We start from the raw sequence: 25,522 nt of genomic DNA on the forward strand, positions 1-25,522 counted from the left end.
GGCCAACCCTGGACCGGAATGGCGACGTTGAACCCTATCAACATGTTCGGCAAGGAAGACCGTACCGACGGGCACTGGGCCGGATGGGTCTATGCCAGCGATGCGGACACCGGCGTCTGGAAATGGCGGGCCAAGTCCAACTACCCTTTCGTGGCCGGCATCACGCCGACGGCCGGTGGCATCGTGTTCGTGGCGGACGTCGGCGGAAACTTCTACGCATTGGACTCCTCCACCGGCCAGAAACTCTGGGGCGGTCCGCTCGGAACCGGCGGCGGGATCGGCGGCGGTGTCATCACCTACACCGTCGATGGCGTGCAGAAGGTGGCCGTAGCCGACAACTTCACGATGGCCGCGTGGCCGATCAAGCCGAGGCGCGCAAAGGTCGTGGTCCTGGGCCTCGACAGCGCCGCGGCGAAGAAATGAAACGGGACTTCGAACCATGGACCTCGACCCGGTGATGCTGTCTCGAATCCAGTTCGGATTCGTCATCAGCTTTCACATCATCTTCCCGGCATTCACGATCGGGCTGGCGGCATGGCTCGCCACGATCGAGGGTGCGCGGCTGGCGACGGGCAACACGCTCTATCGGAGGGTGTTCGACTTCTGGCTGCCGATCTTCGCTGTCTCTTTCGGAATGGGCGTGGTCACGGGCATCGTGATGGCTTTTCAGTTCGGCACCAACTGGGGTGTGCTCGCAGTCAAGACCGGCTCGATTCAAGGCCCGCTGCTCGGCTACGAGGGCTTCACGGCCTTCATGCTCGAGGCGACCTTCTTCGGCGTGATGCTGCTCGGGCGCGACCGGGTGTCGCCGCGCTTCTACTTTTTCTCGTGCTGCATGGTGTCGCTGGGCACGTTGTTCTCGTCGTTCTGGATCCTGGCCAACAACAGCTGGATGCAGGTGCCGCTGGGCCACACGATCGTGGACGGCAAGATCATTCCGGTCGACTGGATGCAGATCGTGCTGGGACCGATTCAGATGGTGCGCTGGCCGCACATGCTGCTCGCCGCCTTGTTGACGACCGCGATGTGCGTGTCGGGGACCGGTGCCTGGTATCTCTTGCGCCGGGTGCACTTCGACGAAGGCCGGATGATGCTGCACTGGGGCCTCGGGCTGGCCGCGGTGTTGATCCCGGTCCAGCTCTTCTTCGGTCATCTGACGGGCCTGTACGTGCTGCAGCACCAGCCCGTCAAATTCGCCGCGATCGAGGCACGCTGGAAGAACGAGCAGCCCGCCAGCGAAGTGCTGATCGCCATTCCCGATGAGGCGAACCGGCGCAATCTCTACGCCATCTCGGTGCCCAAGCTCGGCAGCTTGATCGCGTCGGGGAACTTGACCGCCGCCGAGCGGGGTCTCGAGTCCTTTCCTCGCGAAGACTGGCCGCCAGTGCTGATTCCTTTCTGGACCTTCCGGCTGATGGTCGGCATGGGGCTCATCATGCTGGCCGTATCGTGGCTCGGCAACTTCCTGCGATGGCGCGGCAAGCTGGAGTCGTCGCGCTGGTTCCTGTGGTGCACCTTCGCGTCGTTCCCGACCGGCTTCGTTGCCACCCTCATGGGCTGGTACACCGCAGAGATCGGACGCCAGCCCTGGGTGGTCTACGGACTGCTGCGGACCAAGGACGCGGTCACGCCCTCCCTGACCACGGGTGACGTGCTGACCTCCCTGATCATCTACGTGGTGGTGTACTGGCTCTTCGTTTCCTTCGGCATCTACACCATCTACAAGCTCTTGCGCCAGGGACCGCGTGCCAAGACGCAAGCCACGGCCAACGTCACCGGCAGCCGGCCGCTGGCCATCGCCGCGCGCACGGACGCCGCGCCCAACGGCGAATCCGGAGGCGCTCGGTGAGCCCGGCCCTGCCCAGCGACCTGGCGCTTTTCTGGGCGGCGGTCATTGCCATCTCGATCCTGGTCTACGTGATCCTGGACGGCTTCGACCTCGGTGTCGGGATTCTTTTCGGCACCACCAGCGAGGAGAACCACCGCCTGCACATGATGGACACCATCGCACCGTTCTGGGACGGCAACGAGACCTGGCTGGTGATCATCGGCGCGGGCCTGTTCGCGACCTTTCCGGTGGTGTATGCCGTGTTCCTGGGCGCGTTCTACCTGCCGGTCCTGCTGCTGCTCGTCGGCTTGATCTTTCGCGGCATTGCCTTCGAATTCCGCTACCGCAGCGTGAAGACACGCTGGCTATGGGATGCGGGGTTCTTCCTGGGATCGACAGCGGTCGCCTTCGTGCAGGGGGCCGCTGTGGGCGCACTGATGCGCGGCCTACCGGTGGCGAACGGCCAGTTCGCCGGCACGTCGTTCGAATGGCTGCACCCGTTTTCGGTTCTGACCGGCATCGGTCTCGTCTTCGGCTATGCGCTGCTGGGTGCGGGCTGGATCGTGCTCAAGAGCGAAGGCGATCTGCGCGACTGGGCCTATCGGCGCATCCCGTGGCTGGCCGCGGCGGTCCTCGTGGTCCTGGGCCTGGCCTTCGCCGTGTCGCTGACAGTCGATGCGGGCGCGGTCGCGCAGGGCCATCTGAAAGATCGGCCATGGGGATGGGTCTTTGTCGCGCTGGCGATCGCCTCGTTGACCGGCGTCGTGGCGGGGGCTCGTGCGCGCCGCGATGGGGTCGCGTACACGCTGACCGTGGTGTTCATCGCGGCGGCGTACCTGACGCTCGGCACGATGTTCTGGCCCTTCATGGTTCCGTATGCAGTCACCGTGGCCAGTGCGGCGGCGCCGGAGGCATCGCTCCGGTTCCTGTTCTACGGCGGCGTGGTGGTGTTGCCGGTGATCGCGATCTACACCATCGGTGTCTACTGGGTGTTCCGCGGCAAGGTCCGCAGCGGCTACCGGTGAGCAAGGACCATCCGCAGCGTGGCTGCGCTGCCGAGCGCCTCTGTGAGGTTCTACGGCCGGCCGATGCGGCTGCCCTTACTCGGGCTTGAAGTCGATCGACTTCAGCACGGCTCCCATGCGCTGGTAGTCCGCGCTGAGCGACTTGCTCAATTCCTCGGGACTGCGCGGCTGGCCCGGCTCGAAGCCGATGTCCTGCAAGCGCTCGCGGACCGCGGGCGTCGCCAGCACCTTGAGAGCGGCTTCGCGCACCCTGGCCTGCTGCGCGGCAGGCACGTCGGGCTTGACCCACAGTCCCATCCAGCCAGTGGCCTCGAGCTGCGGGTAGCCGAGCTCGGTGAAGGTCGGCACCTCGGGCAGCAGCGCGGATCGCTTGGGCGTGCTGACCGCGAAGGCCTTGATCTTCCCGGCCTTGATCAGCGGCAGCGAACTCGGCATGGCGTCGAACATCAGCGGCACGTGGCCGCCCATGACGTCGGTCAGCGCGGGCGTCGACCCCTTGTAGCCCACGTGGGTCATGTCGATGCCGGCGGCCTTGTTGAGCTGGAGCCCCAGCACGTGCGACAGCGTGCCCGCCGTGTAGGACGCGTAGTTGACCGTCCCGGGGTGGGCCTTGATCCAGGTGATCAGCTCGCCGAAGTTCTTCGCCGGCACCGAAGGGGAGCCGACCATGACCAGGCCGCCGCGCCCGAGCTCGGCCACCGGCTTGATCTCGGCCGCCATGTCGACGCGCAGCTTGACGATGTGCGGAATCTCGCTGACCAGCGAATTGACAGCCACCAGCACCGTGTAGCCGTCATGCGGCGCCTGCGAAAGCTCGTTCACCGCGAGGACGCCGCCGGCGCCGGGCCGGGGGTCGACCACCACCGGCTGGCCGCTCTCCTTGGACAGGTTGTCCGCCAGCAGCCGCGCGACGATGTCCGCCGAGCCCCCGGCAGGGCCGGCGGCGATGATGCGCACCGTCTTGTCGGGCCACTTCGGGGCCTCGGCGTGGGCCATCGACGTCGCCAGGCAGGTCGCCGCAACGCAGGCCAATGACGCGGCGCGCGCGACATGCCGCAATTTCTTCTTCCGACTCATGATCAGTCTCCTGTGTCTGGGATCAAGGCGCCCAGCGCAGCAGCGCCAGCACCAGTATGACGAGAAACACGCTCTCGCCGAGCATCAAGGCCACCGGCTTCAAGCCGACAGCGGCGAGGTCGCGCAATTGCGTCTTCATGCCGATCGCCGCGATCGATGCCACCAGGCACCAGCGCGAGACATCGCTGCCCAGCGCGCTCACGGCCTCCGGGACCCAACCGGTGCTGTTGACGGCAACCAGTGCCGCGAAGGCGACCGCGAACCAGGGCAGCAACGGCGGCCGAGGCCCGCCCGCGCCCTTGCCGCGCGCGCGCGTGCACATCACCGCGAACACGATCACCGGCAGCAGCATCGCCACCCGCATCAGCTTGACGAACGTGGCGACGTCGCCGGTCTCTCGCGACATGCTGTAGCCGGCCCCTACCACCTGCGCCACGTCGTGGATGGTGGCGCCGAGGAACATGCCCGCCAGCCGCGCGTCGAGCCCGAGCACGTGGGCGAGCATCGGGTAGACGATCATCGCCAGTGTCGACAGCGCCGACACCCCGACCACCGTGAACAGCGTGGCGCGCTCCTTCTCCGGGTGGCCGGGCAGGGCCGCCGCCAGCGCCAGCGCGGCCGATGCGCCGCAGATGGCGGTGGCGCCGCCGGTCAGCAGGCCGAACAGGCTCTGGAAACCCAGCATCCTGGCCGCCAGCATCGACACGCCGATCGTGACCACGACCGACACCACCACCAGCAGCACCGGATGCCATCCCAGCGCAGCGATCTGCCCCACGGTGATGCGCAGGCCGAGCAGCGCGACGCCGCAGCGCAGCACCTGGCGGGCGGTGAACTCGATGCCGGACGCGCAGGCCCCGTCGGCCGAGAGAAAGTTCATCGCCATGCCCAGAATGAGGGCGAACAACATGACGGGCGCGCCGTAGTGCTGCGACAGGAAGGTCGCGGCGGCCGCCACCACGACGCTGGCGAGTACGCCGGGAAAGAGCGTGCGGCCGCGGGCCGGCCAGGCCAGGATGGAGAGCGTCGTCATGGGCGTCTCAGGCCGCGGCCAGAAGGTGGTCCTGGAACACTTCGCGCAGCTTGTTCTTCTGCACCTTGCCGGTCGGCCCCAGCGGAATGCTGTCGACGAAGACGACGTCGTCCGGGGTCCACCATTTGGCGATCCTGCCGTCGTAGAACGCGATCAGCTCGTCGCGCGTCAGGCTTTCGCCCGGCTTCCGGGTCACCACCAGCAGCGGGCGCTCGTCCCACTTCGGATGGCGAGCCGCGATGCAGGCCGCCAACGCCACCGCCGGATGGGCCATGGCGATGTTCTCGAGGTCGATCGAGCCGATCCATTCGCCGCCCGACTTGATGACGTCCTTGCTGCGGTCGGTGATCTGCATGAAGCCGTCGGCGTCGATGGTCGAGACATCGCCGGTAGGGAACCAGCCGCCGACCAGCGGGCCGTCGCCCTCGCCCTTGAAGTAGTTCGAGATGATCCACGGACCGCGCACCATCAGCTCACCGGCCGACACGCCGTCGTGCGGCAGTTCCGCGCCGTCCTCGCCGACGATCTTCATGTCGACGCCGAACACCGTGCGCCCCTGCTTGGACTGGATGGCCTGGCGAGCCTCGGCGTCGAGCGCCCGCTGCCCCGGCTTCAAGGCGCAGACCGTGCCCACCGGGCTCATCTCGGTCATGCCCCAGGCATGCAGCACCTGGACGTCGAAGCGCTCCTGAAAGGCGCGCATCATCGCCGGCGGGCAGGCCGAGCCGCCGATGACGGTGCGGCGCATCGTGCTGAACGAGAGTCCATTCGCCTCCACGTGGGTCAGCAGGCCCTGCCAGACGGTGGGCACACCCGCCGACAGGGTCACGCCTTCGGCCTCGAACAGCTCGTGCAGCGACTTGCCGTCGAGCCACGGGCCTGGGAACACGAGCTTCGCGCCGACCATGCAAGCCACGTACGGCAGACCCCATGCATTGACATGGAACATCGGGACGACGGGCAGGATGACATCGTTGGCCGAGCAATTCAGCGCATCGGGCAGTGCCGCGGCGTAGGTATGCAGCAGCGTCGAGCGATGGCTGTAGAGCGCGCCCTTGGGATTGCCGGTGGTGCCCGAGGTGTAGCAGAGCGACGAAGCGCGCCGCTCGTCGAAGCTGGGCCAGGCGAAGTCGGGCGAATGCTGCGCCACCAGCTCCTCGTAGCACAGCAGCTTGGGCAGCTTCGGCGACACCGGCATGTGCGCCCGATCGGTCATCGCCACGAAGGCCCTGATCGTCGAAACGCGCGATGCGATCGCCTCGACCAGGGGCAGGAAGCTCAGGTCGAAGAACAGCACCTGGTCTTCGGCATGGTCGGCGATCCAGACCACTTGGTCGGGATGCAGGCGGGGGTTCAGCGTGTGCAGCACGGCGCCCGACCCGGAGACGGCGTAGTAGAGCTCCATGTGGCGATAGCCGTTCCAGGCCAGCGTGGCGACCCGGTCGCCGGCGCCGATGCCGTGCGCCGCCAAGGCGTTGGCCAAGCGGCGCGAGCGCTGCGCGAGCTCGCGGTAGGTGGTCCGGTGGAGGTCGCCCTCGACGCGGCGCGAGACGATTTCCTGTTCGCCGTGGTGGCGTTCGGCGTGGACGAGCAGCGTCGAGATCAACAGCGGCTGCTCCATCATCAATCCATTCATGGAGGTTCTCATGGGTTCGTTGGTGGGGGGTTGGGGGCTTCGCTTCAGGCCAGGGCCCTGCGCGAGGGGGGTTCGGCGGGCGCCGCGCGGGCCGGGTCGTCTGCGGCTTCTCCGGCCCGCCGGAGGTCCGCCTCGTAGCTGCGCGCCGCGACCAGCAGGGCGCCGGCCGCCAGCAGGCTGAACAAGGGCACGGTCATCAGTGCGCGTTCGAGGGTCCACGCGTCCGACAGCAGCCCGGCGATGAACGGGCCGGCGGCGAGGCCGAACAGGTTCTGGAACAGCGACAGCACGGAGGCTCCGGTGGCGCGGATGCCGGGATGGATCACGTCGATCACCGCCGCCGCCAGCGGCCCCACGGTGCAGGTCATCAGGAAGCCGCCCAGGGCCAGCAGCGCGAACTGCGTCTGCGCGCTGATCTCGAGCCCCAGGCTCGCGGCACCGAAGGCCAGCATCAGCACCAGCATCGAGGCCACGCACAGCAGCGCCGTGACGTGCAGCTTGGCGCGCGGACGCCGCTTGCCGGCGAAGTCGGCCACCGCACCCCAGACCACGCTGCCGAGCGCGCCGCACAGCACGACCAGCGCGGCGCTGATGGCCGCCTGTTCCGGCGCGACGCCATGGGCACGATTCAGAAAGCTGGGCAGCCAGGACCAGATCGCCGAGACGACGACCAGTTGCGCCGGAGCGGCCAGGCACAGCCACAGCATGGTGCGCGAACGCAGCAGCGCCCGCACGATGGCGCCGGCCGCGTCCCGCGTCGAGCGCGTGGCCCGGTCGAGCCTGGGCGTGAGCTTGACCGTCGGGTAGTCGCGCACCTTGAGGTACAGCAAGGCGAGGATCAGGCCCGGCACGCCGACGACGCCGAACGCGGCCTGCCAGCCGAAGCGCGCCGCGATCATGCCGCCGAGCAGCACGCCGAGCACGGAGCCGACCGAGGCCGAGGCGAAGAAGCCCGCGAGCAGCGCACCGCGCAGCCGGGCCGGAAAGTGGCTGGCGATCAGCGCGGCGCCGACCGAGCCGTAGCCCGCCTCGCCCAGGCCGACCAGCGAGCGCGCCGCCAGCAACTGGCCGTAGCCGCGGCTGAACATGCAGGAGATCGACGCCAGGCTCCAGACCACGGCCATGACCACCACGCTCCTGACGCGGCTGGCGCGATCGGCGAACAGCGCCACCGGGATGCCGGCCAGCGCGACCGTCACCGACACCGCCGAGACCAGGCCGCCGAGCTGCGTGTCGGACAAGCCCCAGTCCTTCTTGAGGTACGGAAACAGCGAGACGATGACCTGCCGGTCGATGTAGTCGACCATCATCAGCCCGACGGTCATTGCGAAGGCGAACCAGGCCTGGCCCCGGCTGAACAGATAGCCGTCGTCCCGTCCCTGCGTCGCTTGAAGCGCACCGGTGTTCATTGCGTGCTCCCTGCCGAAGGCCGCCGCATCAGGGCACCAGGACGGTCGCGCCGACCGTCTTGCGCGACTCGAGCGCGCGATGCGCCTCGGCAGCATCGGCCAGCGCAAAGACCTGCTTCGGCTCGCTGACGATGCTGCCGGACAGCACGTGGCCGAACAGCTCGTCGGCCATGGCGAGCATGTGCGAGCGCGGCATGATGTAGTGCATCATCGCGGGCCGCGTGAACCAGAGCGAACCCTTGGTCGCGAGCGTCATCGAATCGATCACCACCGGCCCCGAGGTCGTGCCGTTGCTGACCAGCACGCCGCGCGGCCGCAGGCTGTCGAGCGAGGCCTCCAGCGTGTCCTTGCCCACCGAGTCGTAGACCACCGGCACCCCCTGGCCGTCGGTGATCTCGCGGACGCGCTCGGCGATGTTCTCGCGCGAGGTCACGATGGTGTGGGCGCAGCCGTTGGCCTTGGCCAGCGCGGCCTTCTCGTCGGTGCTGACCGTCCCGATCATCGTGACGCCGGTCGCACGCGCCCATTGGCAGGCGATCAGGCCGACACCGCCGGCGGCCGCGTGGTACAGGATCGTCTCGCCGCCATGGAGCGGAAAGACCTGTCGGAACAGGTACTGCACCGTCATGCCCTTCATCATCAAGGTCGATGCGCTGCGGTCGGAGACGCCCGCGGGCAGCGGGATCAGCACATCGGCCGGCATGATGCGGACCTCCGAATAGGCGCCCTGCGGCCCGATCAGGTAGCCGACGCGGTCACCGACCTTGACGGCGGTCACGCCCGGGCCGACCGCCTCGACGACGCCCACGGCATCGGAGCCGAGGCCGTTGGGCTTCGGCAAGGGATAGCGGCCGGTCCGGAAATAGATGTCGATGAAGTTGACGGCCACGTAGGTGTGGCGCACGCGCGCCTGGCCGGGGCCCGGCTCGCCGACTTCGACGCTTTCCAGTTGGAGCACTTCCGGACCACCGGTTGCGTGCAGGCGAATGGCTTGTGCCATGGGATGTCTCCTTCGAATATTGAAACCAGGAACGACAGGCGCTTCAGCCTGCCGTGCAGCCGCAGGCTGCGAGTTCGTCGATGAACAGCTCGGCGGCGGGCCACGGCCCGAATCCGGACGCCGGGTTCAGGTGGCCGACTTCGCCGAGATCGACCAGACGGCTGCCCCAGTCGCGCGCTTCCAGGTTCGCGGCCAGCCGCGTCTGCCAGTGCGCGTCCACGTGGTCCCGCAGTCCGGGGACGACGAGGACCGTCGGCAAGGAGGAAGCACCGGCCATCGTCACGCCACCTTGCGCAGGTAACCTTGCTGGCGTCCCTTGGGGTTGGGCGCGAAGCCGTTGGCGGCCAGGGTCTCCTCGACGGTGTCGTAGAAGACACCGATCTTCAGGATCTCGCGGGCTTCCTTGCCGTTGGCGACCTCGCGGCCGAACTCGCGCGCCATGCGTACCAGCTGCTCGATCTGCTGCACCGACGACACCTTCCCGGTGCGCGACTGGTTCCACAGGTTGTCCTCGATGCCGCAACGCACGTGCAGGCCCATCGCCATGCCGATCATGTTGATGGGCAACACGTTGCGCATGCTGCTTTCCACCGTCAGCTTGGAGCCGTCGGGGATGGCCCGCAGGAAGTTGGACAGGTTGTAGATGTTGGGCGCGTCCATGCCGCCGCTGATCGCCACCCAGTTCATCACCAGCGGTCCCTTGTACACGCCGCGGCGAATCAGGCGCTCCACCGTCTCGTAGCTGTTGATGTTGTAGAACTGGAAGGCGCTCTGGATGCCGGCGGCGCTCAGGCGGCGCACATGCTCGTCGATGAAGGCGGGGCCGGAGGGCACGATCATCTCGCGGTAGGCCGCGTTGTTCGCCGGGTCGGCCAGCGAGGTGCCGGCAATGTCCTCGGCCTCCATGTGCTCCAGCACGTTCATCTGCGTCGTGTTGACRGTGACCGTGACCTGGTCGGGCTTGGGGTCGAGCTCGGCCAGCATGTGACGCGTGTCGTCCTTCAGCCACTTCGCGGACGCGCCGTCGGCCTCGGGGGCGAAGGAGATCGATCCGCCCACTTGGATGATCATGTCGGGCACGGCCTTGCGCACGCCGGCGATCAGCTCGTTGAACATTGAAAGGCGCTTGGAGCCCTTGCCGTCGAGCTCGCGCACGTGCAGGTGCAGCACCGTGGCGCCGGCGTTGTAGCAGTCGACCGCCTTCTGCACCTGTTGCTCCATGGTGACCGGGATGTCCTGCGGGAAATCTGAAGGCACCCACTCGGGGCCGTAGGGCGCGGCGGTGATGACCAGCTTGTCCTGGTTCTCGGGGTACAGCGATCCGTCGAGGAAATTCATGGTTCGTCTTTCTGTGGCGTTGATGTGAATCGAGAGCGGGCGTGCGGCGTCAGAACGTCGCTTCGCCCATGATCCCGGCGCGTTCCATCTGGCGGTGGCACGGCGGGTAGTCCATCACGGCGTAGTGCTGGGTGCTGCGGTTGTCCCAGAAGGCCATGCTGTTCTTCTTCCAGCGCCAGCGGACCTGGTATTCGGGGATCGCGGCCTGGCTGACGAGGTAGTTCAGCAGCAGGCTGGCGCCGGGGTTGGCATCCTGGCCGAAGCGCACGTTCTCCGGCGTGTGGTAGTTCGTGATGTGGGTCGTGAAGGCGTTGACGAACAGGACGTTCTCGCCGGTTTCCGGATGGGTGCGCACCACCGGGTGTTCCGCATCGGGATACTGGGCCTTGAGCGCCAGGCGCTTCTCGATCGGCATGGCGGCGCCGAAGCTGGCTTCGATGCTGTGCCGGGCGCGCAGGTTCGCGATCTTGCGCTTGATGTCCTGCGGCAGGCGGTCGTAGGCCTCGACCATGTTGACCCAGACGGTGTCGCCGCCCACGGGCGGGCATTCGACGCAGCGCAGCACGCAGCCGAAGGGCGGCTTCTCGCGCCAGGTGGCGTCCGCGTGGAAGGCGTTCTCGTAGCGGTCGTTGGGCGTCTCGGGCGACTTGTAGATGCGCACCAGGCCCGGGTTCTCGGGGTCGCTGCCGGCCACAGGATGGTCTTCCAGCTCGCCGAAGTGGCGGGCGAAGGCCACGTGCTCGGCGCGCGTGATGTCCTGGTCGCGAAAGAACAGCACGCGGTGCTTGAGCAGCAGGGCGCGCAGCTCGGCCATCAGGCCGGCGTCGCGCGACGCCGCGCCAAGGTGCACGCCGTGCAGTTCGGCGCCGATCGTGCAGGTCAGCGGCTCGACCGTGAAGGAGCTCCTCAGGGCCGCGGCGTGGACCACGGCGGGTCCGGCCGGCAACGGGCTCGAAAGGGTGACTGAGTTCATGCCATTTGTCTCCGTGGGGAGCCTCTGGACGGGGCCGGGCTCGTTGGGGTGGAGCGGGCCGCGGTTCGGCGGCTTCGCAGGCCCAAAGAATACGGCGAAGGCCCCTTCGGCGCCCCCTCCTTGCAGGAGGGGAGCCCCCTTGCGCGGGCCCGCGGGGCACCGGCGGCGGCGCCTCGGCTCAGTCCGCCGGCTTGATCAGACCGAGGATGCGGGCGCGAACCACGACCTGCTTGCGAGTCCCGGCATCCAGCTTGGCGAAGAGGTTCTTCACGTGCCACTTGATGGTGGTCTCACCGACCTGCATGGCGCGCCCGATCTCCTTGTTCGACAGGTTGCGCGCCAGCAGCGCCAGCACCTCGCGCTCCTTCGGCGTCAGCACCATGCCGTAGGACTCGGCCGGGCGCGCTGCCTCGGGCTCCTTCGCCGCCGGCCCGGCATTCGGCGCGGAACCGGGCGCGAGCGGCTCGCGCCGGGGCCCCTGCGCCGCGACCGTGCGCACCCACTCCCCGAGCGCCGGATGGGCGTCGGCGAAGACCCGCCGAAGACCGTAGGCATCCGCCAGGTCCACGGCTTCGCGCAAGCGGGCCTGCGACGGCTCGCCGCAGCGGTCCAGGGCGAAGGCGTGCAGGCCCAGGATCTCGATGTGCAATCGGCCCTGCTTGAGCGCCCGGGCCAGTTGGTCGGCGCGCGCCAGCGGTTCGAGCGCGCCGCGCCAGTTCTTGTCGGCGATCGCCGCATAGCCGTGGGCGAGGTCCTGCAGGATCTCGACGCTGCGCCGCAAGAGCCGCCCCTGAGGCCATGCGTCGGCGCTCAGCAGCGTGTCGATCTGCGCGCAGAGCTCGCGGCAGCTCCGTGAGCGGTACCGTCCGGCGTGCAGGCGCACCTGTTCGGCCAGGCTGGCGATGCGCAGGCGCGGCAGTCCGCGGGCCGCGCCGGCCGCGTCCAGGGCGCCCAGAAGCTCGAGCGCGCGGTTTTCGGCGCCCTCGGCCGCCGCGATCCGGGCCATGGTCCGGTAGGCGAGCAGCAGCGACTCCGGCAGGCCGCTGTGCTCGAGAATGTCGAGCCGATCGGCCAGCAGCGCGATCGAGTCGGCGGGGCGATCGCACTCCCAGGCCGCCGCGGCCAGCAGCGCCGCCAGCATGCAGCTGAAGCGGTTGCGCCGCCCCAGGTCGGCTTCGGCGCTCGCCACCGCCGGCCGCAGCAGACTGTCGGCGAGCAGCACCTGGCCCTCCCAGAGGTAGCTGAGCCCGATGATGAACTCGCCCCAGCGCCGGGTGTATCCGACGCCGCGGCCGAAATCACCGGGCGGTGCCTGCTGTTCGCGCAGGCGCGCCAGCGCCGGCTCGCCTTCGAGCAGCGCGCGGTACGCCGTCCGGTTGGCATGCACCTGCAGCAGCATCGGATCGCGCAGCGGGGCGGCCTGGGCCCATGGATCGTGAAGGGCCGCAAAGCGGTCCGGATCGTCCGCGAACAGCGCGGCGCCGCCGAGGATGAGCGCGCATTCGCAGCGAAGCTCTTCGCCCACCCCGGGCTGGGCCAGGATCCGCGCCACCAGCCGCCCGGCTTCCTCGTGGCGCTCGCTCACGGCCAGCGTCCATGCGGCAGCCAGCAGGAGCCGAGGCCGCCGGTCCAGCTCGTCGGCCGGCAGCTGCGCGAGCCATTCGAGCACCGCCCCCTGGCGGCCGTGCCGCATGATCGACTCGTAGAGGCTGCGCTCGGCCAGCCCATAGGCCTTCTGGTGCTCGCCCGCGGTCAAGGCGTGCCTGGCGGCGTATTCGAGCAATCCGTGCTCGGCCAGCCAGTGCGCCGCGCGCGCATGCGCATGGGCCTGCTGCTGCGGCGTCAAGGCCGAGAATTGCTTGCGCAGCACGTCGCGCGCGAGGGTGTGCATGCGCAGCCAGTCGCCGCGCTCGGCGGCAGCGAAGACCGGCGTGTCGCGGCTCAGGCGTGCCAGCCGCTCGGTGGCGTCGTCGCAGTCCGTGACGGCGCGGCACAGGTCCGGGTGCAGGTGGTCCAGGATGGCGATGCGAACGAGGAAGTCGCTGTCGCCGGGATCGAGATTGGCCAGCAGCAGCTTGACGAAATGGTCATGCAACTCGCCGTCGAGCACCGCCATGCGGGCGACGTCGGCGCGCGCATCGACGCCGCGCGAGATGACCGTCAGGGCCAGCTGAAGGCCCAGCGGCCAGCCTTCGGTCAATGCGTGCAGGCGGGCGGCGGTATCGTTGTCGACCCGTACACCCAGGCGGCCGCGCACCAGTTCCATGGTTTCGTCGAGCCGGAATCGAAGCGCCGCAGGCCCGATCACGACGCATTGCCCGTAGGCGATGAGATCGTCGATGTCCAGCCGGCAATCGGGGCGCGCCGCGACGATCACTCGCAGATTGGGCGGCGCATTGCGCAACAGGTAGCCGAGGGCTTCGCGCGACGCCGTCGGCAGGCGATCGGCCTCATCGACGATCAGCACCACATCCAGCGCCGACTGGGCCAGTTCGGCCAGCCACACCGTGATGCCCTCGAGACCACCGGGACCGACGGCTTCGAGCAGCGTGTGGCCGAAGGTCGAGCGCCCGGCACTGCGCCGGACCGACAGCGCAAGGGCCTGGGCCAGCCGCTGGGGGTCGTCCTGCGGCTGGGCCGACAGCCAGGCGACCACGGCGCCATGCGACAGATGCTCGAGCCGCCACTGCGCCAGCAAGGACGTCTTGCCGAAGCCCGCCGGCGCTTGAACCAGCAAGGCGGGGAGATCGCGAATCGCGGCCTCGGTCGACAGCAGGCGCGCACGCGAAACAAGATGGCGGGGTACCCGTGGAGGCGAGACCTTGAGCAGCAAATCGTCGTCGACGGAACCACGGGTCACGACAAGTTTTCCTCTGGGAGCCTGCGGGGGCAGGAAGGCGCGCTGCGTGCAGTTGCGGGGATTCTAGCTTCGCCATGGCGACCGAAGCGCCCCGGCGTGCAGGGCACCGGCTCTGCCGGTCACCCGGCGCCGGCATCGTCGGCCCGGTGTTTCGTCGTCGCACCGCTCGGCCCTTCACTGCGCCGCCGATCCCAGCAACAGCAGCAGGCCGGTGGCGGGACCATCGCGGATTTTGCGGATCACGCCGAGGGCGCCGCGCAACGCCCCGGGGCGCTCCGGGTGGCGCACGCGCCCGAACTGGCGCAGCATCCAGGCTCGGGATTCGCCATGACCACGACCTGTGCCGGCTGCGGCGCCGAAGTGCTGCCCTCCTCCTCCTTCTGCCAGCGCTGCGGACGCCGGCTGGAGGCCCCTCGGCCGGCCGACCCCGACCCCACGGCCGACCGGCGGCAGGTCACGGTGCTGTTCGCCGACCTGACCGGCTTCACGGCGCTGGCCGAGGAGCTCGACCCCGAGACCGTGCGCGCCTTCCAGAATGCCCTGTTCGAATCCATGGCGCAGGCCATTGCGCACGGCGACGGCTTCGTGGAGAAGTTCGTCGGCGACGCCGTGATGGCGGTGTTCGGCGCCCCGCGCGCGCACGAGGACGATCCCCTGCGGGCGCTGGAGGCGGCCCAGGACATGATGCAGCGCGTCGACCGCCTGAGCCGGCAATGGGCGGCCCGCCTCGGCCGTCCCGTGACGCTGCACATCGGCGTCCACAGCGGCCCGGTGGTCGCCGGCAGCCTGGGCAGCGGCGCCGGTGGGGCCTATGCGGTCACCGGCGACACGGTCAACACGGCCTCGCGGCTGCTCACGGCCGCGCAGCCGGGCACGGTGCTGGTGTCGGAGGCCACCTGGTCGCTGGTGCGGCATCGCTTCGACTTCGAGCCGGCCAGCGAACTGGCATTGCGCGGCAAGGCGCAGCCGATGCGGGTCCACGCACTGCGCGGCGCACGCACCGACGCGGTCTCCGCGCGCGGCCTCGCCGAACTCGGGCTGACGGCGCCGCTGGTCGGTCGCAGCGAGGCCATCGAGCGCCTGGCGGCCGCCTTCGACCGCATGCAGGCGGGCCAGGCCCAGCTGGTCTGCGTGGTCGGCGAGGCCGGCGCCGGCAAGTCGCGCCTGCTGGCCGAGCTGTTCGCTCGCCTCGAAGGCGATGGCCGGCTGGCCGGCACCGGCGTGCGCCGCACCACCTGCTCCTCCCACGGCGAGCCGACCTACGGCACTTTCGGCGCCCTGTTCCGCGAGGTCTACCAGGTCGACGCCGACGACTCGCTGGAAGTGGCCCGCGACAAGCTGCACCAGGGCCTTCTGGCCCTCGGTGCCGATGCCGACGAGGTCGACGCGGTCGCACGGGTGGTGAACCACCTGCTCGGCATCGAGGAAGCCCGGCCGCGCGACATCGAGCCCGAGCAGCTGCAGCGCCAGATCACACTGGCGGCCCGTGCGCTGCTCGAGCGCCGGCTGGCGCATCAGCCGGTGTTGATCGTGATCGACGACATGCAATGGGCCGATGCGGCATCGGTCGACCTGCTGCGCGAGGTGATCGACCAGCTGGCCGACCGGCCCCTGATGCTGCTGGCCGCGCAACGCCCCGATGCCCGGGCGCTGCGGCCCGCGCGGGCCGAGCATTCGGTCGTCGAGCTGGGCCCGCTGAGCGACCGGGACGCCGGGGCGCTGGTGAGCCACCTGCTGGGCGCCGCGGCCGACGACGGCCTGGCCCCGGTGCGCGAACTGGTGGCGGCACGCGCCGGCGGCAATCCCCTGTTCGTCGAGGAGATCGTCCGCAGCCTGGCCGGTTGCGGCCTGCTGGTGCGCCGGGGCGAGCGCTGGATCTGCGAGGCCACGCACGAAGCGGTGGACGTGCCGCCGACGCTCTACGGCCTGCTGCTGTCGCGCATCGACCGGCTGGACGCCGAAGACCGCCGAATGCTGCAGGAGGCAGCGGTGCTGGGCGCCGACTTCGATCCCGCCCTGCTGCAGCGCATCGCCAGCGACCCGCCGGCGACCGAGGCCGCACTGGGACGGCTCGCGGCGGCCGACCTGATCCGGGCCCAGCCGGCGAGCCAGCCCCGCTGGCGCTTCACGCACGCATTGCTGCACGAAGTCGCCTACCAGAACCTGCTGCTGACCCGACGCACCGAGCTGCATCGGCGCGCAGGCTGCGCACTGGAAGAAACGTTCGGGGTGGACCGCGACGCGCCGACCGATGGCGAAGGCCGCGGCCCGCTGCGCCTGGCCGAGCTCGAAGCGCTCGGCCACCACTGGAGCCTGTCGCCCGACAAGACACGCGGCGCCCGCTACCTGCTGGCCGCCGGCGACCGGGCGCGCGCCGTCTACGCCAACGACGACGCGATCCGCCACTACGAGCGCGCACTGCACACGCTGGCCGAAGAGCCGGCGCAGACGCCGGCCGCCGCTTCCGGCGTCGAGTCCCTGGTGCTCGACGCGCGCGAGCGGCTCGCCGACCTGTACGGGCTGCAGGGGCGCCGCGCCGAAGCACTGGCGCAATACGAACTCGTGCAGCGCGCCGCCGAACAGCGGCGCGAGCCGGTGCGGGCCGCACGCGCCTTGCGCAAGACCGGCGGCCTGCATTGGGAGGCCGGCGAGCGCGAGCGCGCCAGCGCCTGCTTCAGCGCCGGCCTGGCGCAGCTGGGCGAGCAAGGCGACCCGATCGAGCGCGCCCACCTGTTCCAGGAGATGGGCCGGCTCGCCTTTCGTGCCGGCGACAGCGCCGCCGCCCTGGCGCTGGCGCAGCGGGCCCTGGCCGAACTGCCCGCCGACACGCCGGAACGCAGCCGCGAGGCCACCGTCGTGCGTGCCGAGGCCTGCAACACGCTTGGCGTCGCGCTGGCGCGCCTGGGTCGTCCCGCCGAGGCGGTGGCGCAGATCGAAAGCAGCGTCGCCCAGGCCGAGGCGCACCAGTTGCTGCAGGCGGCCTGCCGCGGCTACACCAACCTCGGGGTGCTGTATGCGACGCTCGATCCGCAGCGCAGCATCGAGACCTGCCTGCGCGGTCTCGAGACCGCGCGCAAGGTCGGCGACCTCGGCTTCCAGTCGCGGCTGTACGCCAATCTCGCGGTGGCCTACTGCGCCCTGACCAACCGCTGCGAGGAGGAAGGCATCGAGGCCGCGCGCGCTGCCGCCAGCCTCGACCGCCGGCTCGGACTGCTCGACCACCTGGCGGTGCCGCTGATCGTGCTGGGCCAGATCTACCAGTGCCATGGCGACCAGGCACGGGCCTTCGCCTCCTACAACGAGGCGTTGCAATTGGCCGAGCAGATCGACGAACCCCAGCTGCTCTTTCCCTGCTACGATGGATTGGCGACGTTGTACCTCGACGCCGGGCGCATCGCGCAGGCCGAGACCTACCTGGCCAAGGCACAGACTGTCTGCGAGCGCGCCGGGCTCGAGCCCGACGCCTTGATGGTGCTTCCGTTCCTCTGCTGAACCTGCCGGAAGGAGCCTCGAACATGACCTCCGCGATGATTCCCCCCGTGGCACCCGGCGAGGCCGCCCCCGACTTCGCACTCCCGACGGTGGCCGGCCCCGGTACGGTGTCGCTGGCCGACTACCGAGGCCGCAGCCCCTTGTTGCTCTCGCTGATGGTCGGCCTCTGGTGCCCGTTCTGCCGGCGCCAGCTGGTGCAGCTCGGCAAGTTCGAGGTCAAGCTGAAGTCGCTCGGCATCGAGAGCCTGGTGGTGGTGGCCACCGATCCCGAGAACGCCCGGCTCTACTTCAAGTTCAGGCCGACCCCGCTGCGGCTGGCCTCCGACCCCGCCCTCTCGACCCACCGCGCCTACCGGGTGCCCAAGCCCGAGCCGACGCCCGCCCTGCTGCAGGCACTGCAGGAAATCCGCGTCAACCCCACGGGCGAGCTGCCCGAACCGCTGCCGATCCCGGAGGCCGCCAAGGCCATCGAAAAACTCGACGGCTATGTCTGCACGCCCACCGACCTGGGCGACGTCGACCGGCAATGGCCGCAGCTGAAGGCCCTGTTCATGATCGACCGCGACGGCATCGTGCGCTGGCACGACATCGAATGCGCCCGCGAGGGGCTGGCCGGCATCGGCAAGCTGCCCTCCGAGGACATGATCCTCGACGCCGCGCGCGCCTGCGTGGCGTGACGGGCCCCCACGCTCCGCACTTCGTGTCGTCGCTGCCCCCCGAGGGGGCCGCAGGCCGCCTTGGGGCGGCCCGGCGCCGGCCTAGGCCTAGCTTCCCAAAGGCGCCGGCCGGCTGGAGGCCATCAGCGATTCGAGCCGCTGGCGGTCGGCGATCAGGCGCGAAGTCACCAGGTTGACGACCTGGAAGCCGAAAGCCGGATTCTGGAAGTAGAGCTGCTTGAAGGTGGTCTCGTCGATGCGCAGCACGGTGCAGTCGGTCGCGCAGCGTGCGGTCAGCGTGCGACGCTTGTCGGGGGCGAAGAAGGCGATCTCGCCGAACAGGCGCCCGGCCTCCATCATCTCGCCGATCTCGACGAACTCGATCCGGCCGGAGGCCAGGAAGTACAGGTGGCGGGCCGTGTCGCCCTTGTGGAACAGCACCCGGCCGGCCTTCATCCGCCGGCTGCGCATGTAGGGCCTGAGCCAGACACCGGACAGGTCGTTCTGGGCCGCCGCGGCCGTCACGCGGCGCGTGAGCCGAACCATCTCCGCGGTACGCCAGACGTTGATCGGCAGCAGCGCCCCGTGCAGCAGCATCATGATCAACGATGGATGGAGCGCCCCGTAGAGCAGGAAGCCGAGGTTGCCTCCCACCGCCAGGCAGCGCAGCGGGATCATGGTCTTCACGAACGAGCTGACCACCACCAGCGCCCCGGCCACCGCTGCCGAGCACACGGCGACGACGCCGGCCGGCGTCGAGATCGACGACGCCAGACTCGCCATCGCGGTGTCCCACAGTGCCTGAGTTGCCATGCATGCTCCTTGTCCCGGCCCATCGCCGCGCGCCCGATTGTGCGACGACCCCGCCGATTCTCAACGCGGCATTTCCCGCCCGGCCATCCGCGCTACGCCCCGGGAACCCACCGTGGTACCTTGCCGCCATGCGATCCGAGCTCACACCCTGGCCGCGCATGCCAGGCCCCGCCGTTCCCTTCGACTCGATCGTCGCGCTGCTCCAGTCGCTGGTGCGCACGCCAAGCCGCGCCGGCATCGATGCACCCGCACCGGTGATGCGCTGCATGCAAGACTGGCTCGACGCCCGCGGCCTGGCCTTCCGCCGGCTGTGCGATGCCGATGGCGAGGCGCTCGGCCTCTATGCGGAGGTGGTCGGCGCCCGGCCGGGCGGCCCATGGACCGTGCTCGACGCCACGCTCGACACCGCGGGCTTCGGCGACGCCGCGACCTGGAAAGGCCCGCCGACCGAACCGAGGATCGAGGACGGCTGGCTCCACGGACGCGGCAGCGCCGACTCCAAGGGCGGCGCGGCCCTGTTCGCCCACCTGCTGCAGGACTTCAGCCACGCGCGGGACCGCTTCGCCGGCCGGATCGGCGTGCTGTTCGACCTCGACGAGCATTCCGGACGCTTCGGCGGCGCGCGGGCCTTCTTCGACCACCCGCCGCCCGGCGGGCCCGAACCGAGGCCCGACGGCGTCATCATCGGCTACCCGGGCATGGAGCGGATCGTCACCGGCGGCCGCGGCTTCCTGCGCGCGCGCCTCACGGTGCACGGCGTCGCCGCCCATTCCGGCGCCACGCGCCGGCGCGGCCTCAATGCCATCACTCGGGCCACGGCGCTGGCGCGGGCACTGGAGGCCGTCCCGTTGCCCCGGGCCGCCCCGGCATTCGGCCTCGCGCCCCAGTTGACGCTGACCGGCATCCAGGCCGGGGACGGCGGCTACGGCCAGGTGCCCGACCGCTGCGAACTGCGGGTGGACCTGCGGCTCACGCCCGGCTTCGCCGACACCCAGGCGCGCCAGCTGGTGCAGCGCACGGTCGATCGGCAGGACGCGGCCTGCGCCGGCACGGCGGCGACCGAGATCGAATGGGCCGCCGGCTGGCCGGCCTACCGCGTGCCCGACACGAACCCGATGGTCGCGGCCTTGCGCGCGGCGAGCCGCGCCGAGCTGGGCGCCGAACTGCCGACCACGGTGGCCGGGCCGTCGAACATCGGCAACTACCTCCATGGCCTGGGCGTGCCGGCGCTCTGCGGCTTCGGCCTGCGCGGCGAGAACATCCACGCGGCCAACGAGCGCATCGCGCTCGACAGCATCGAGCCGGTCTACCGGATCTATCGCGACGCGCTGTATCGATTGCAGTGCGGCTAGCCCGGCGCCGGCCCGACAAGTCCTAGGCCAAGGCCCGCAACTCCCGCAGCGCGACCGACAGCATCGCCGCGTCCGGCACTGCCACGGCACGCAGTTCCCCCATCAGTTGCGCGGCACGCTCGATCGCCCGGCCATTGCCGGCCTGCCACGTCTCGACCAGCGCGGCCGGCGCTTCCGCCTCGCCGCCCCCCGCAAGCACCGCGCCGGTGATTGCGCGCTGCAGGCCCGACAGGTCGTCGAGCATCGCGCCCTTGGCGAGCATCTGCCAATGCTGGTCGCCCGGCAATGCCGCGATCCGGTCGCGCAGCCACGGCATGCCGAGCCGGTTGGCGAGCTCGAAGTAGATCGCCGCGGCCACGGCGACCGGCCACCTGGCAGTGCCGGCGATTTCCGCGATGTCGAGCGTGGCGTACAGGGAATCGAAGGTGACGACACGCTCGGCCAGTTCGCGCGGCACGCCGCCGGCCACGTAGTGAGCGACCGCCGCATCGACGCGGGCGCGCTCATCGGCGTCCAGCAGTTCGGTCAGGCGCGCCGACAGCGCGTCGACGTTCGGCGTGAAATGCTCGATGGTCGCCGCCATGTCTTCCTTCAGGCGCCGCGAGCGCAGGAACCACTTGGTGCCGCGTTCCAGCTGCCGGCTGGTGTCGATGAGCAGGTTCGACTGCACCGCGTCGTCGACGCGGTTGTCGAGCGCCTCGATGGCCAGCCACAGCGGCACCATGCCGAAGATCTCGCGGCTCATCAGGTAGGCGCGCACGATCTCGAACGCGCGGGCGCCGGTGGTCTCGACCAGGCGGTGCACGAAGGTGCTGCCGACGCGGTTGATCATGCTGTTGGTCACGTGGGTGGCGATGATCTCGCGCCGCAGCGGATGCTTGGGCATGTAGGCCGCGAACCTGTCCTTGAGCAGCGACGGAAAATAGCGCTCGAGCGCGGTCGCGACCCAGGGGTCGTCCGGCAGCGGCGAGGCCAGCAGTTCGTCGTAGAGCCAGATCTTGCTGTAGGCGAGCACGACGGCGCGCTCGGGGCTGGTCAGTCCCTGGCCCTTGGCCCGCCGCTCGGCCAGCTCTTCGTCGGACGGCAGGTACTCGATCGCGCGGTTCAGGCGCCCGGCTTTCTCGAGGTACTGCATGAAGCGGGTCTGCGCATCGAGCAACTGCGGCGCGATGCGCCCGGTGACCGACAGCACCTGCGTCTGGAAGACGTTGTCGCGCAGCACCAGCGCGGCCACGTCGTCGGTCATCTCCGGCAACAGCGCGTTGCGCTGCTTCTCGGTGAGCTCGCCTTCGGCGATGGGCAGGCCGACCAGGATCTTGATGTTGACCTCGTGATCGGAGGTGTCCACCCCGGCCGAATTGTCGATCGCGTCGGTGTTGATGCGCCCGCCCGCCAGCGCGAACTCGATCCGGCCCAGTTGCGTGCAGCCGAGGTTGCCTCCTTCGGCGAAGACCTTGCAGCGCAGCTCCCTGCCGTTCACGCGCAAGGCGTCGTTGGCGCGGTCGCCCACCTGCGCGTGGCTCTCGCTCGACGCCTTCACGTAGGTGCCGATGCCGCCGTTGTAGATCAGGTCGACCGGGGCCTTGAGGATGGCGTTGACCAGATCGGTCGGCGCGAGCGCATCGGCATCGAGGCCCAGCACTTGCTTCACCTGGGGCGTGAGCGGGATCGACTTGGCGCTGCGCGGATGGATCCCGCCGCCCTCGGAGATCAGCGCCGCGTCGTAGTCGGCCCACGACGAACGCGGCAGCTTGAAGAGGCGCTCGCGCTCGGCGAAGCTCTTGGGTACATCGGGGCTCGGATCGAGAAAGATGTGACGGTGGTCGAAAGCCGCCACGAGCCGGATGTGCCTCGACAGCAGCATGCCGTTGCCGAACACGTCGCCCGACATGTCGCCGATGCCGGCGACCGTGAAGTCGGTCGTCTGGGTGTCGATGCCCATCTCGCGGAAATGTCGCTTCACCGATTCCCAGGCGCCGCGCGCCGTGATCCCCATGACCTTGTGGTCATAGCCCACCGAGCCGCCGGAGGCGAACGCGTCGCCGAGCCAGAAGCCGTATTCCTTGCTGATGCCGTTGGCATAGTCGCTGAACGTGGCCGTTCCCTTGTCGGCCGCGACCACCAGGTACGGGTCGTCGCCGTCATGGCGCCTGACCTGGGGCGGCGGCACGAGCGCCTCGCCGACGCGGTTGTCCGTGATGTCGAGCAGGCCGCGCAGGTAGTCCTGGTAGCATGCCACGCCTTCGCGCAGATAGGCATCGCGATCGCTCGGCGGGGGTGCGAGCTTGAGCACGAAGCCGCCCTTCGAGCCCACCGGCACGATCACGGTGTTCTTGACCATTTGCGCCTTCACGAGGCCCAGCACCTCGGTGCGGAAGTCTTCCAGCCGGTCGGACCAGCGCAGCCCGCCGCGCGCCACGCGGCCACCGCGCAGATGCACGCCTTCGAAGCGCGTCGAGTAGACGAAGATCTCGAACATCGGCTTCGGCGCCGGCAGGTCGGGCACCTTCGCCGAATCGAATTTGAACGACAGGAAGCTGCGCCGCTTGTCCGCCGCATCCCGGCGCCAGAAGTTGGTCCGCGTGGTGGCCAGGATCAGCGCGAGGAATTTCCGCAGCACCCGGTCTTCCGACAGGTTGGCCACGTCCTCGAGCGCGGTCTCGATCTCGCGCACCTTCTCGCCGGCAGCACCTTCCGCGCCGGCCGGCTGCGCGGGATCGAAGCGCAGCTTGAACAGTTCGACCAGCGCGCGCGCAATTCGCCCGTTCGCCGCGAGCGTGCCCTCGATGAACGACAGCGACAGCGCGAATCCGATCTGCCGCATGTACTTCGCGTAGGCGCGCAACACGACGATCTCGTGCGCCGGCAGCCGCGCTACGAGCACCAGGCGATTGAAGTCGTCGTTCTCGACCGCGCCGGAAGAAACGGCGGCGAAGGCCTCCTCGAACACCGGCCGCAGCGCGTCGACCTCGGTGTCGGCGTCGGCAGCGCCGAGCACGCTCTGCAACCCGAAGTCATGGACCCAGATCGGCGCCGCGCCCTCAGGCGCCAGCCGGTGCGGGTGCTCGTCGAGCACCTTCATCCCCAAGTGTTCGAGCATCGGCAGGCTGGCCGACAGGACGAGCGGCCCGCCGCGCCGCAGCACCTTGAAACGCAAGGTGCCGGGCGGTGCCTCGAGCGGCCGGTAAAGATTCATGCCAAGCGGCTGCGCGTCGGTCAACCGCTCCATCAGTTCGATGTCGTGCACCGCGGCCCGCGCCGCGAACTCGTCGCGGTAGCCGACCGGGAATGCACCACCGAACCGGCGCAGCAGTTCGCTGCCGCGCGCTTCGCCGGTCGCCTCGGTCAATGCCGACTTCAAGTCGTCGTCCCAGCGCCGGGCCGCGGCGGCCAGGCGCTGCTCCAGTGCGCGCACATCGAAGGGCGGGATGCTGCCGGGCTTGGTGCGCACGACGAACTGGATACGTGCCAGCACCGACTCCGAGAGTTGAACGTTGAACTCGGAACTGGTGCCGTTGAAGGCGTCCATGAGGATCGATTGCCACTTGTGGCGCAGATCGGTCGTGTAGGTCTCGCGCGGCGCGTAGATCATGCAGGCGAGGAAGCGCTCGAACTGGTCGCGCCGCACGAACAGGCGAAAGCGCTGGCGCTCGCCCAGGTGGAGGATGCCCATGGCCGTGTGCAGCAGGTCGTCTGCGTGGGTCTGGAACAGCTCGTCGCGCGGATAGGTCTCGAGGATGTTGTCGAGCGCCTTGCCCGAGTGGCTGCCGCTCGCCAAACCGGCGCGCCCGACCACGTCGGCCACCTTTCGCCGCAGCAGCGGAATCTCGCTCGGGTTGGCGCTGTAGGCCGTGGAGGTGAAGAGGCCGAGGAAACGGTCCTCGCCGCAGACCAGGCCATCGGCATCGAAGCGCTTGACGCCGATGTAGTCCAGGTAGCCAGGCCGGTGCACGGTGGAGCGAGAGGTCGACTTGGTGACCACCAGCAGTTCCGGCCGCCGTGCGTGGGCGCGCACCTCCGGCGGCAGCGCGGCGAAGGCGGCCGTCACGTCCTTGACCGGCTCACGCAGGATACCCAGGCTCGAATCCGGCACGATCCGCAGCGCGTCTTCGCCCTCGACCGTTTCCAGTTCGTGGCTGCGGTGACCCAGGAAGGTGAAGTGGTCGTCGGCCAGCCATCGCAGGAAGGCCAGTCCCTCGGCGAGTTCCTGCGGCGGGATCGGCGGCGGCCGTTCGTCGAGGCCCTGCGCGATGGCCAGCACGCGCTGCTGCATCTTCTCCCAGTCGGCCACCGCCAGCCGCACATCGCCGAGCACGCGCGTCAGGTCGGCAGCCAGTGCCTCGAGGCGGCTCGCGTCCGCCACGCGGTCCACCTCGACGTGGATGAAGGACTCGCGGCAGGCGTCGGGCGGCGCAGGATCCGCGGCCAGGCCCTGAAGGATGCCTTCGCCATCACGCTTCACGGCCACGAGCGGATGGATGATCAGGTGCAGGGTGAGTCCATGGCGGTTGACTTCCATCGTCACCGAGTCGACGAGGAAAGGCATGTCGTCGTTGACGATCTCGATCAGGGTGTGGGTCGACTGCCAGCCGTGCTCCGCGATCGTCGGGTTGTACACGCGCAGCCGCGCGCGCCCCGGTTCGCGCTTGCGCGCGAAGTTCCAATGCGACAGCGCGGCGCCATAGAGGTCCGCCACCTGGCGTTCGTCAAGGTCTTCACGGTCGACCTGGCCGAAGTACTGCCGGACGAAGGCAGAGAGCAACTCCGCAGGATCGCCCGCGACCTTGGTGCGGATAAGTTGGATCACCTCGTCCACGCGTTCGACCCTGCGCCCGGTCTCGCTTGCATCGATCTCCATGCTTGTCTCCTTGCCGACCTTCGATCGGGTTGGTTTCAAATCACTGTGAACGCGCTGGTTCAAAAAGGCAAGCGCATTCGGATCTGTCGCAATCGCGATAAGCGGACGCCGGTACCCCTTCTCGGGAAGCGGCCCGGCCGCCATGGGGCCTTCACATCCAGATCCGCGGGTG

At 69.5% G+C, this 25,522-nt stretch carries 17 protein-coding genes and 1 pseudogene; 6 read left to right on the forward strand and 12 right to left on the reverse strand.

Annotation, left to right across the window (positions count from 1 at the left end; genetic code table 11):
- The 3 genes from AC1DYD_RS31495 to cydB form a co-directional block, all read left to right on the forward strand.
- Nucleotides 1–423, forward strand: a 423-nt coding sequence (locus AC1DYD_RS31495; protein ID WP_478176675.1) for an outer membrane protein assembly factor BamB family protein, incomplete at its 5' end; no start/stop codon positions are given.
- Between the two features lie 16 nt (nucleotides 424–439).
- Nucleotides 440–1,849 (forward strand): cytochrome ubiquinol oxidase subunit I, encoded by a 1,410-nt coding sequence (locus tag AC1DYD_RS31500; RefSeq protein ID WP_478176676.1) that lies wholly within the window; start codon nucleotides 440–442, stop codon nucleotides 1,847–1,849.
- Nucleotides 1,846–2,853, forward strand: coding sequence for a cytochrome d ubiquinol oxidase subunit II (cydB, locus tag AC1DYD_RS31505; protein WP_478176677.1), 1,008 nt, complete (start codon nucleotides 1,846–1,848; stop codon nucleotides 2,851–2,853). Before AC1DYD_RS31500 ends, cydB begins: the two co-directional genes overlap by 4 nt.
- Nucleotides 2,854–2,928: 75 nt before the next feature.
- Here cydB and AC1DYD_RS31510 read toward each other — a convergent pair whose 3' ends face one another.
- From AC1DYD_RS31510 to AC1DYD_RS31555, 10 genes and pseudogenes are all read right to left on the reverse strand, one after another.
- Complete coding sequence (locus tag AC1DYD_RS31510; RefSeq protein WP_478176678.1) at nucleotides 2,929–3,930, reverse strand: Bug family tripartite tricarboxylate transporter substrate binding protein; 1,002 nt, start codon at nucleotides 3,928–3,930, stop codon at nucleotides 2,929–2,931.
- Between the two features lie 22 nt (nucleotides 3,931–3,952).
- Nucleotides 3,953–4,963, reverse strand: a complete 1,011-nt coding sequence (locus AC1DYD_RS31515; RefSeq protein WP_478176679.1) for a YeiH family protein — start codon at nucleotides 4,961–4,963, stop codon at nucleotides 3,953–3,955.
- Nucleotides 4,964–4,970: 7 nt separating this feature from the next.
- Nucleotides 4,971–6,599, reverse strand: coding sequence for a 3-(methylthio)propionyl-CoA ligase (locus AC1DYD_RS31520; protein WP_478176680.1), 1,629 nt, complete (start codon nucleotides 6,597–6,599; stop codon nucleotides 4,971–4,973).
- 44 nt (nucleotides 6,600–6,643) lie between these two features.
- Nucleotides 6,644–8,008, reverse strand: coding sequence for an MFS transporter (locus tag AC1DYD_RS31525; protein WP_478176681.1), 1,365 nt, complete (start codon nucleotides 8,006–8,008; stop codon nucleotides 6,644–6,646).
- 28 nt (nucleotides 8,009–8,036) lie between these two features.
- Nucleotides 8,037–9,008, reverse strand: coding sequence for a quinone oxidoreductase family protein (locus tag AC1DYD_RS31530; protein WP_478176682.1), 972 nt, complete (start codon nucleotides 9,006–9,008; stop codon nucleotides 8,037–8,039).
- A 43-nt stretch (nucleotides 9,009–9,051) separates the two neighbouring features.
- A pseudogene (locus tag AC1DYD_RS31535) lies at nucleotides 9,052–9,186 on the reverse strand (alpha/beta hydrolase); the annotation flags it as partial.
- A 101-nt stretch (nucleotides 9,187–9,287) separates the two neighbouring features.
- Complete coding sequence (locus tag AC1DYD_RS31540) at nucleotides 9,288–10,346, reverse strand: beta-keto acid cleavage family enzyme (RefSeq protein WP_478176683.1); 1,059 nt, start codon at nucleotides 10,344–10,346, stop codon at nucleotides 9,288–9,290.
- 49 nt (nucleotides 10,347–10,395) lie between these two features.
- On the reverse strand, nucleotides 10,396–11,319 hold the full coding sequence (locus AC1DYD_RS31545; protein ID WP_478176684.1) for a TauD/TfdA dioxygenase family protein: 924 nt from the start codon (nucleotides 11,317–11,319) through the stop codon (nucleotides 10,396–10,398).
- 178 nt (nucleotides 11,320–11,497) lie between these two features.
- Nucleotides 11,498–14,179 (reverse strand): helix-turn-helix transcriptional regulator, encoded by a 2,682-nt coding sequence (locus tag AC1DYD_RS31550; RefSeq protein ID WP_478176685.1) that lies wholly within the window; start codon nucleotides 14,177–14,179, stop codon nucleotides 11,498–11,500.
- 174 nt (nucleotides 14,180–14,353) lie between these two features.
- Nucleotides 14,354–14,488, reverse strand: coding sequence for a hypothetical protein (locus AC1DYD_RS31555; protein WP_478176686.1), 135 nt, complete (start codon nucleotides 14,486–14,488; stop codon nucleotides 14,354–14,356).
- Nucleotides 14,489–14,506: 18 nt separating this feature from the next.
- Between AC1DYD_RS31555 and AC1DYD_RS31560 the strand changes: the two genes are divergently transcribed.
- Nucleotides 14,507–17,671: an adenylate/guanylate cyclase domain-containing protein gene (locus tag AC1DYD_RS31560; protein WP_478176687.1), complete on the forward strand. Its 3,165-nt coding sequence runs from the start codon at nucleotides 14,507–14,509 to the stop codon at nucleotides 17,669–17,671.
- A gap of 23 nt (nucleotides 17,672–17,694) precedes the next feature.
- Entirely contained in the window at nucleotides 17,695–18,348 is a 654-nt protein-coding gene (locus AC1DYD_RS31565; RefSeq protein WP_478176688.1) for a peroxiredoxin family protein, read from the forward strand.
- An 87-nt stretch (nucleotides 18,349–18,435) separates the two neighbouring features.
- Here AC1DYD_RS31565 and AC1DYD_RS31570 read toward each other — a convergent pair whose 3' ends face one another.
- Nucleotides 18,436–19,140 (reverse strand): Crp/Fnr family transcriptional regulator, encoded by a 705-nt coding sequence (locus AC1DYD_RS31570; RefSeq protein ID WP_478176689.1) that lies wholly within the window; start codon nucleotides 19,138–19,140, stop codon nucleotides 18,436–18,438.
- A 158-nt stretch (nucleotides 19,141–19,298) separates the two neighbouring features.
- On the opposite strand from AC1DYD_RS31570, the gene AC1DYD_RS31575 reads away from it, so the two are divergent.
- Nucleotides 19,299–20,492 (forward strand): M20 family metallopeptidase, encoded by a 1,194-nt coding sequence (locus tag AC1DYD_RS31575; protein WP_478176690.1) that lies wholly within the window; start codon nucleotides 19,299–19,301, stop codon nucleotides 20,490–20,492.
- Nucleotides 20,493–20,514: 22 nt separating this feature from the next.
- On the opposite strand, the gene AC1DYD_RS31580 is transcribed toward AC1DYD_RS31575, so the two are convergent.
- Nucleotides 20,515–25,350 (reverse strand): NAD-glutamate dehydrogenase, encoded by a 4,836-nt coding sequence (locus AC1DYD_RS31580; protein WP_478176691.1) that lies wholly within the window; start codon nucleotides 25,348–25,350, stop codon nucleotides 20,515–20,517.
- Nucleotides 25,351–25,522 lie beyond the last annotated feature (172 nt).

Source organism: Variovorax sp. P4_B11, from assembly GCF_056402355.1.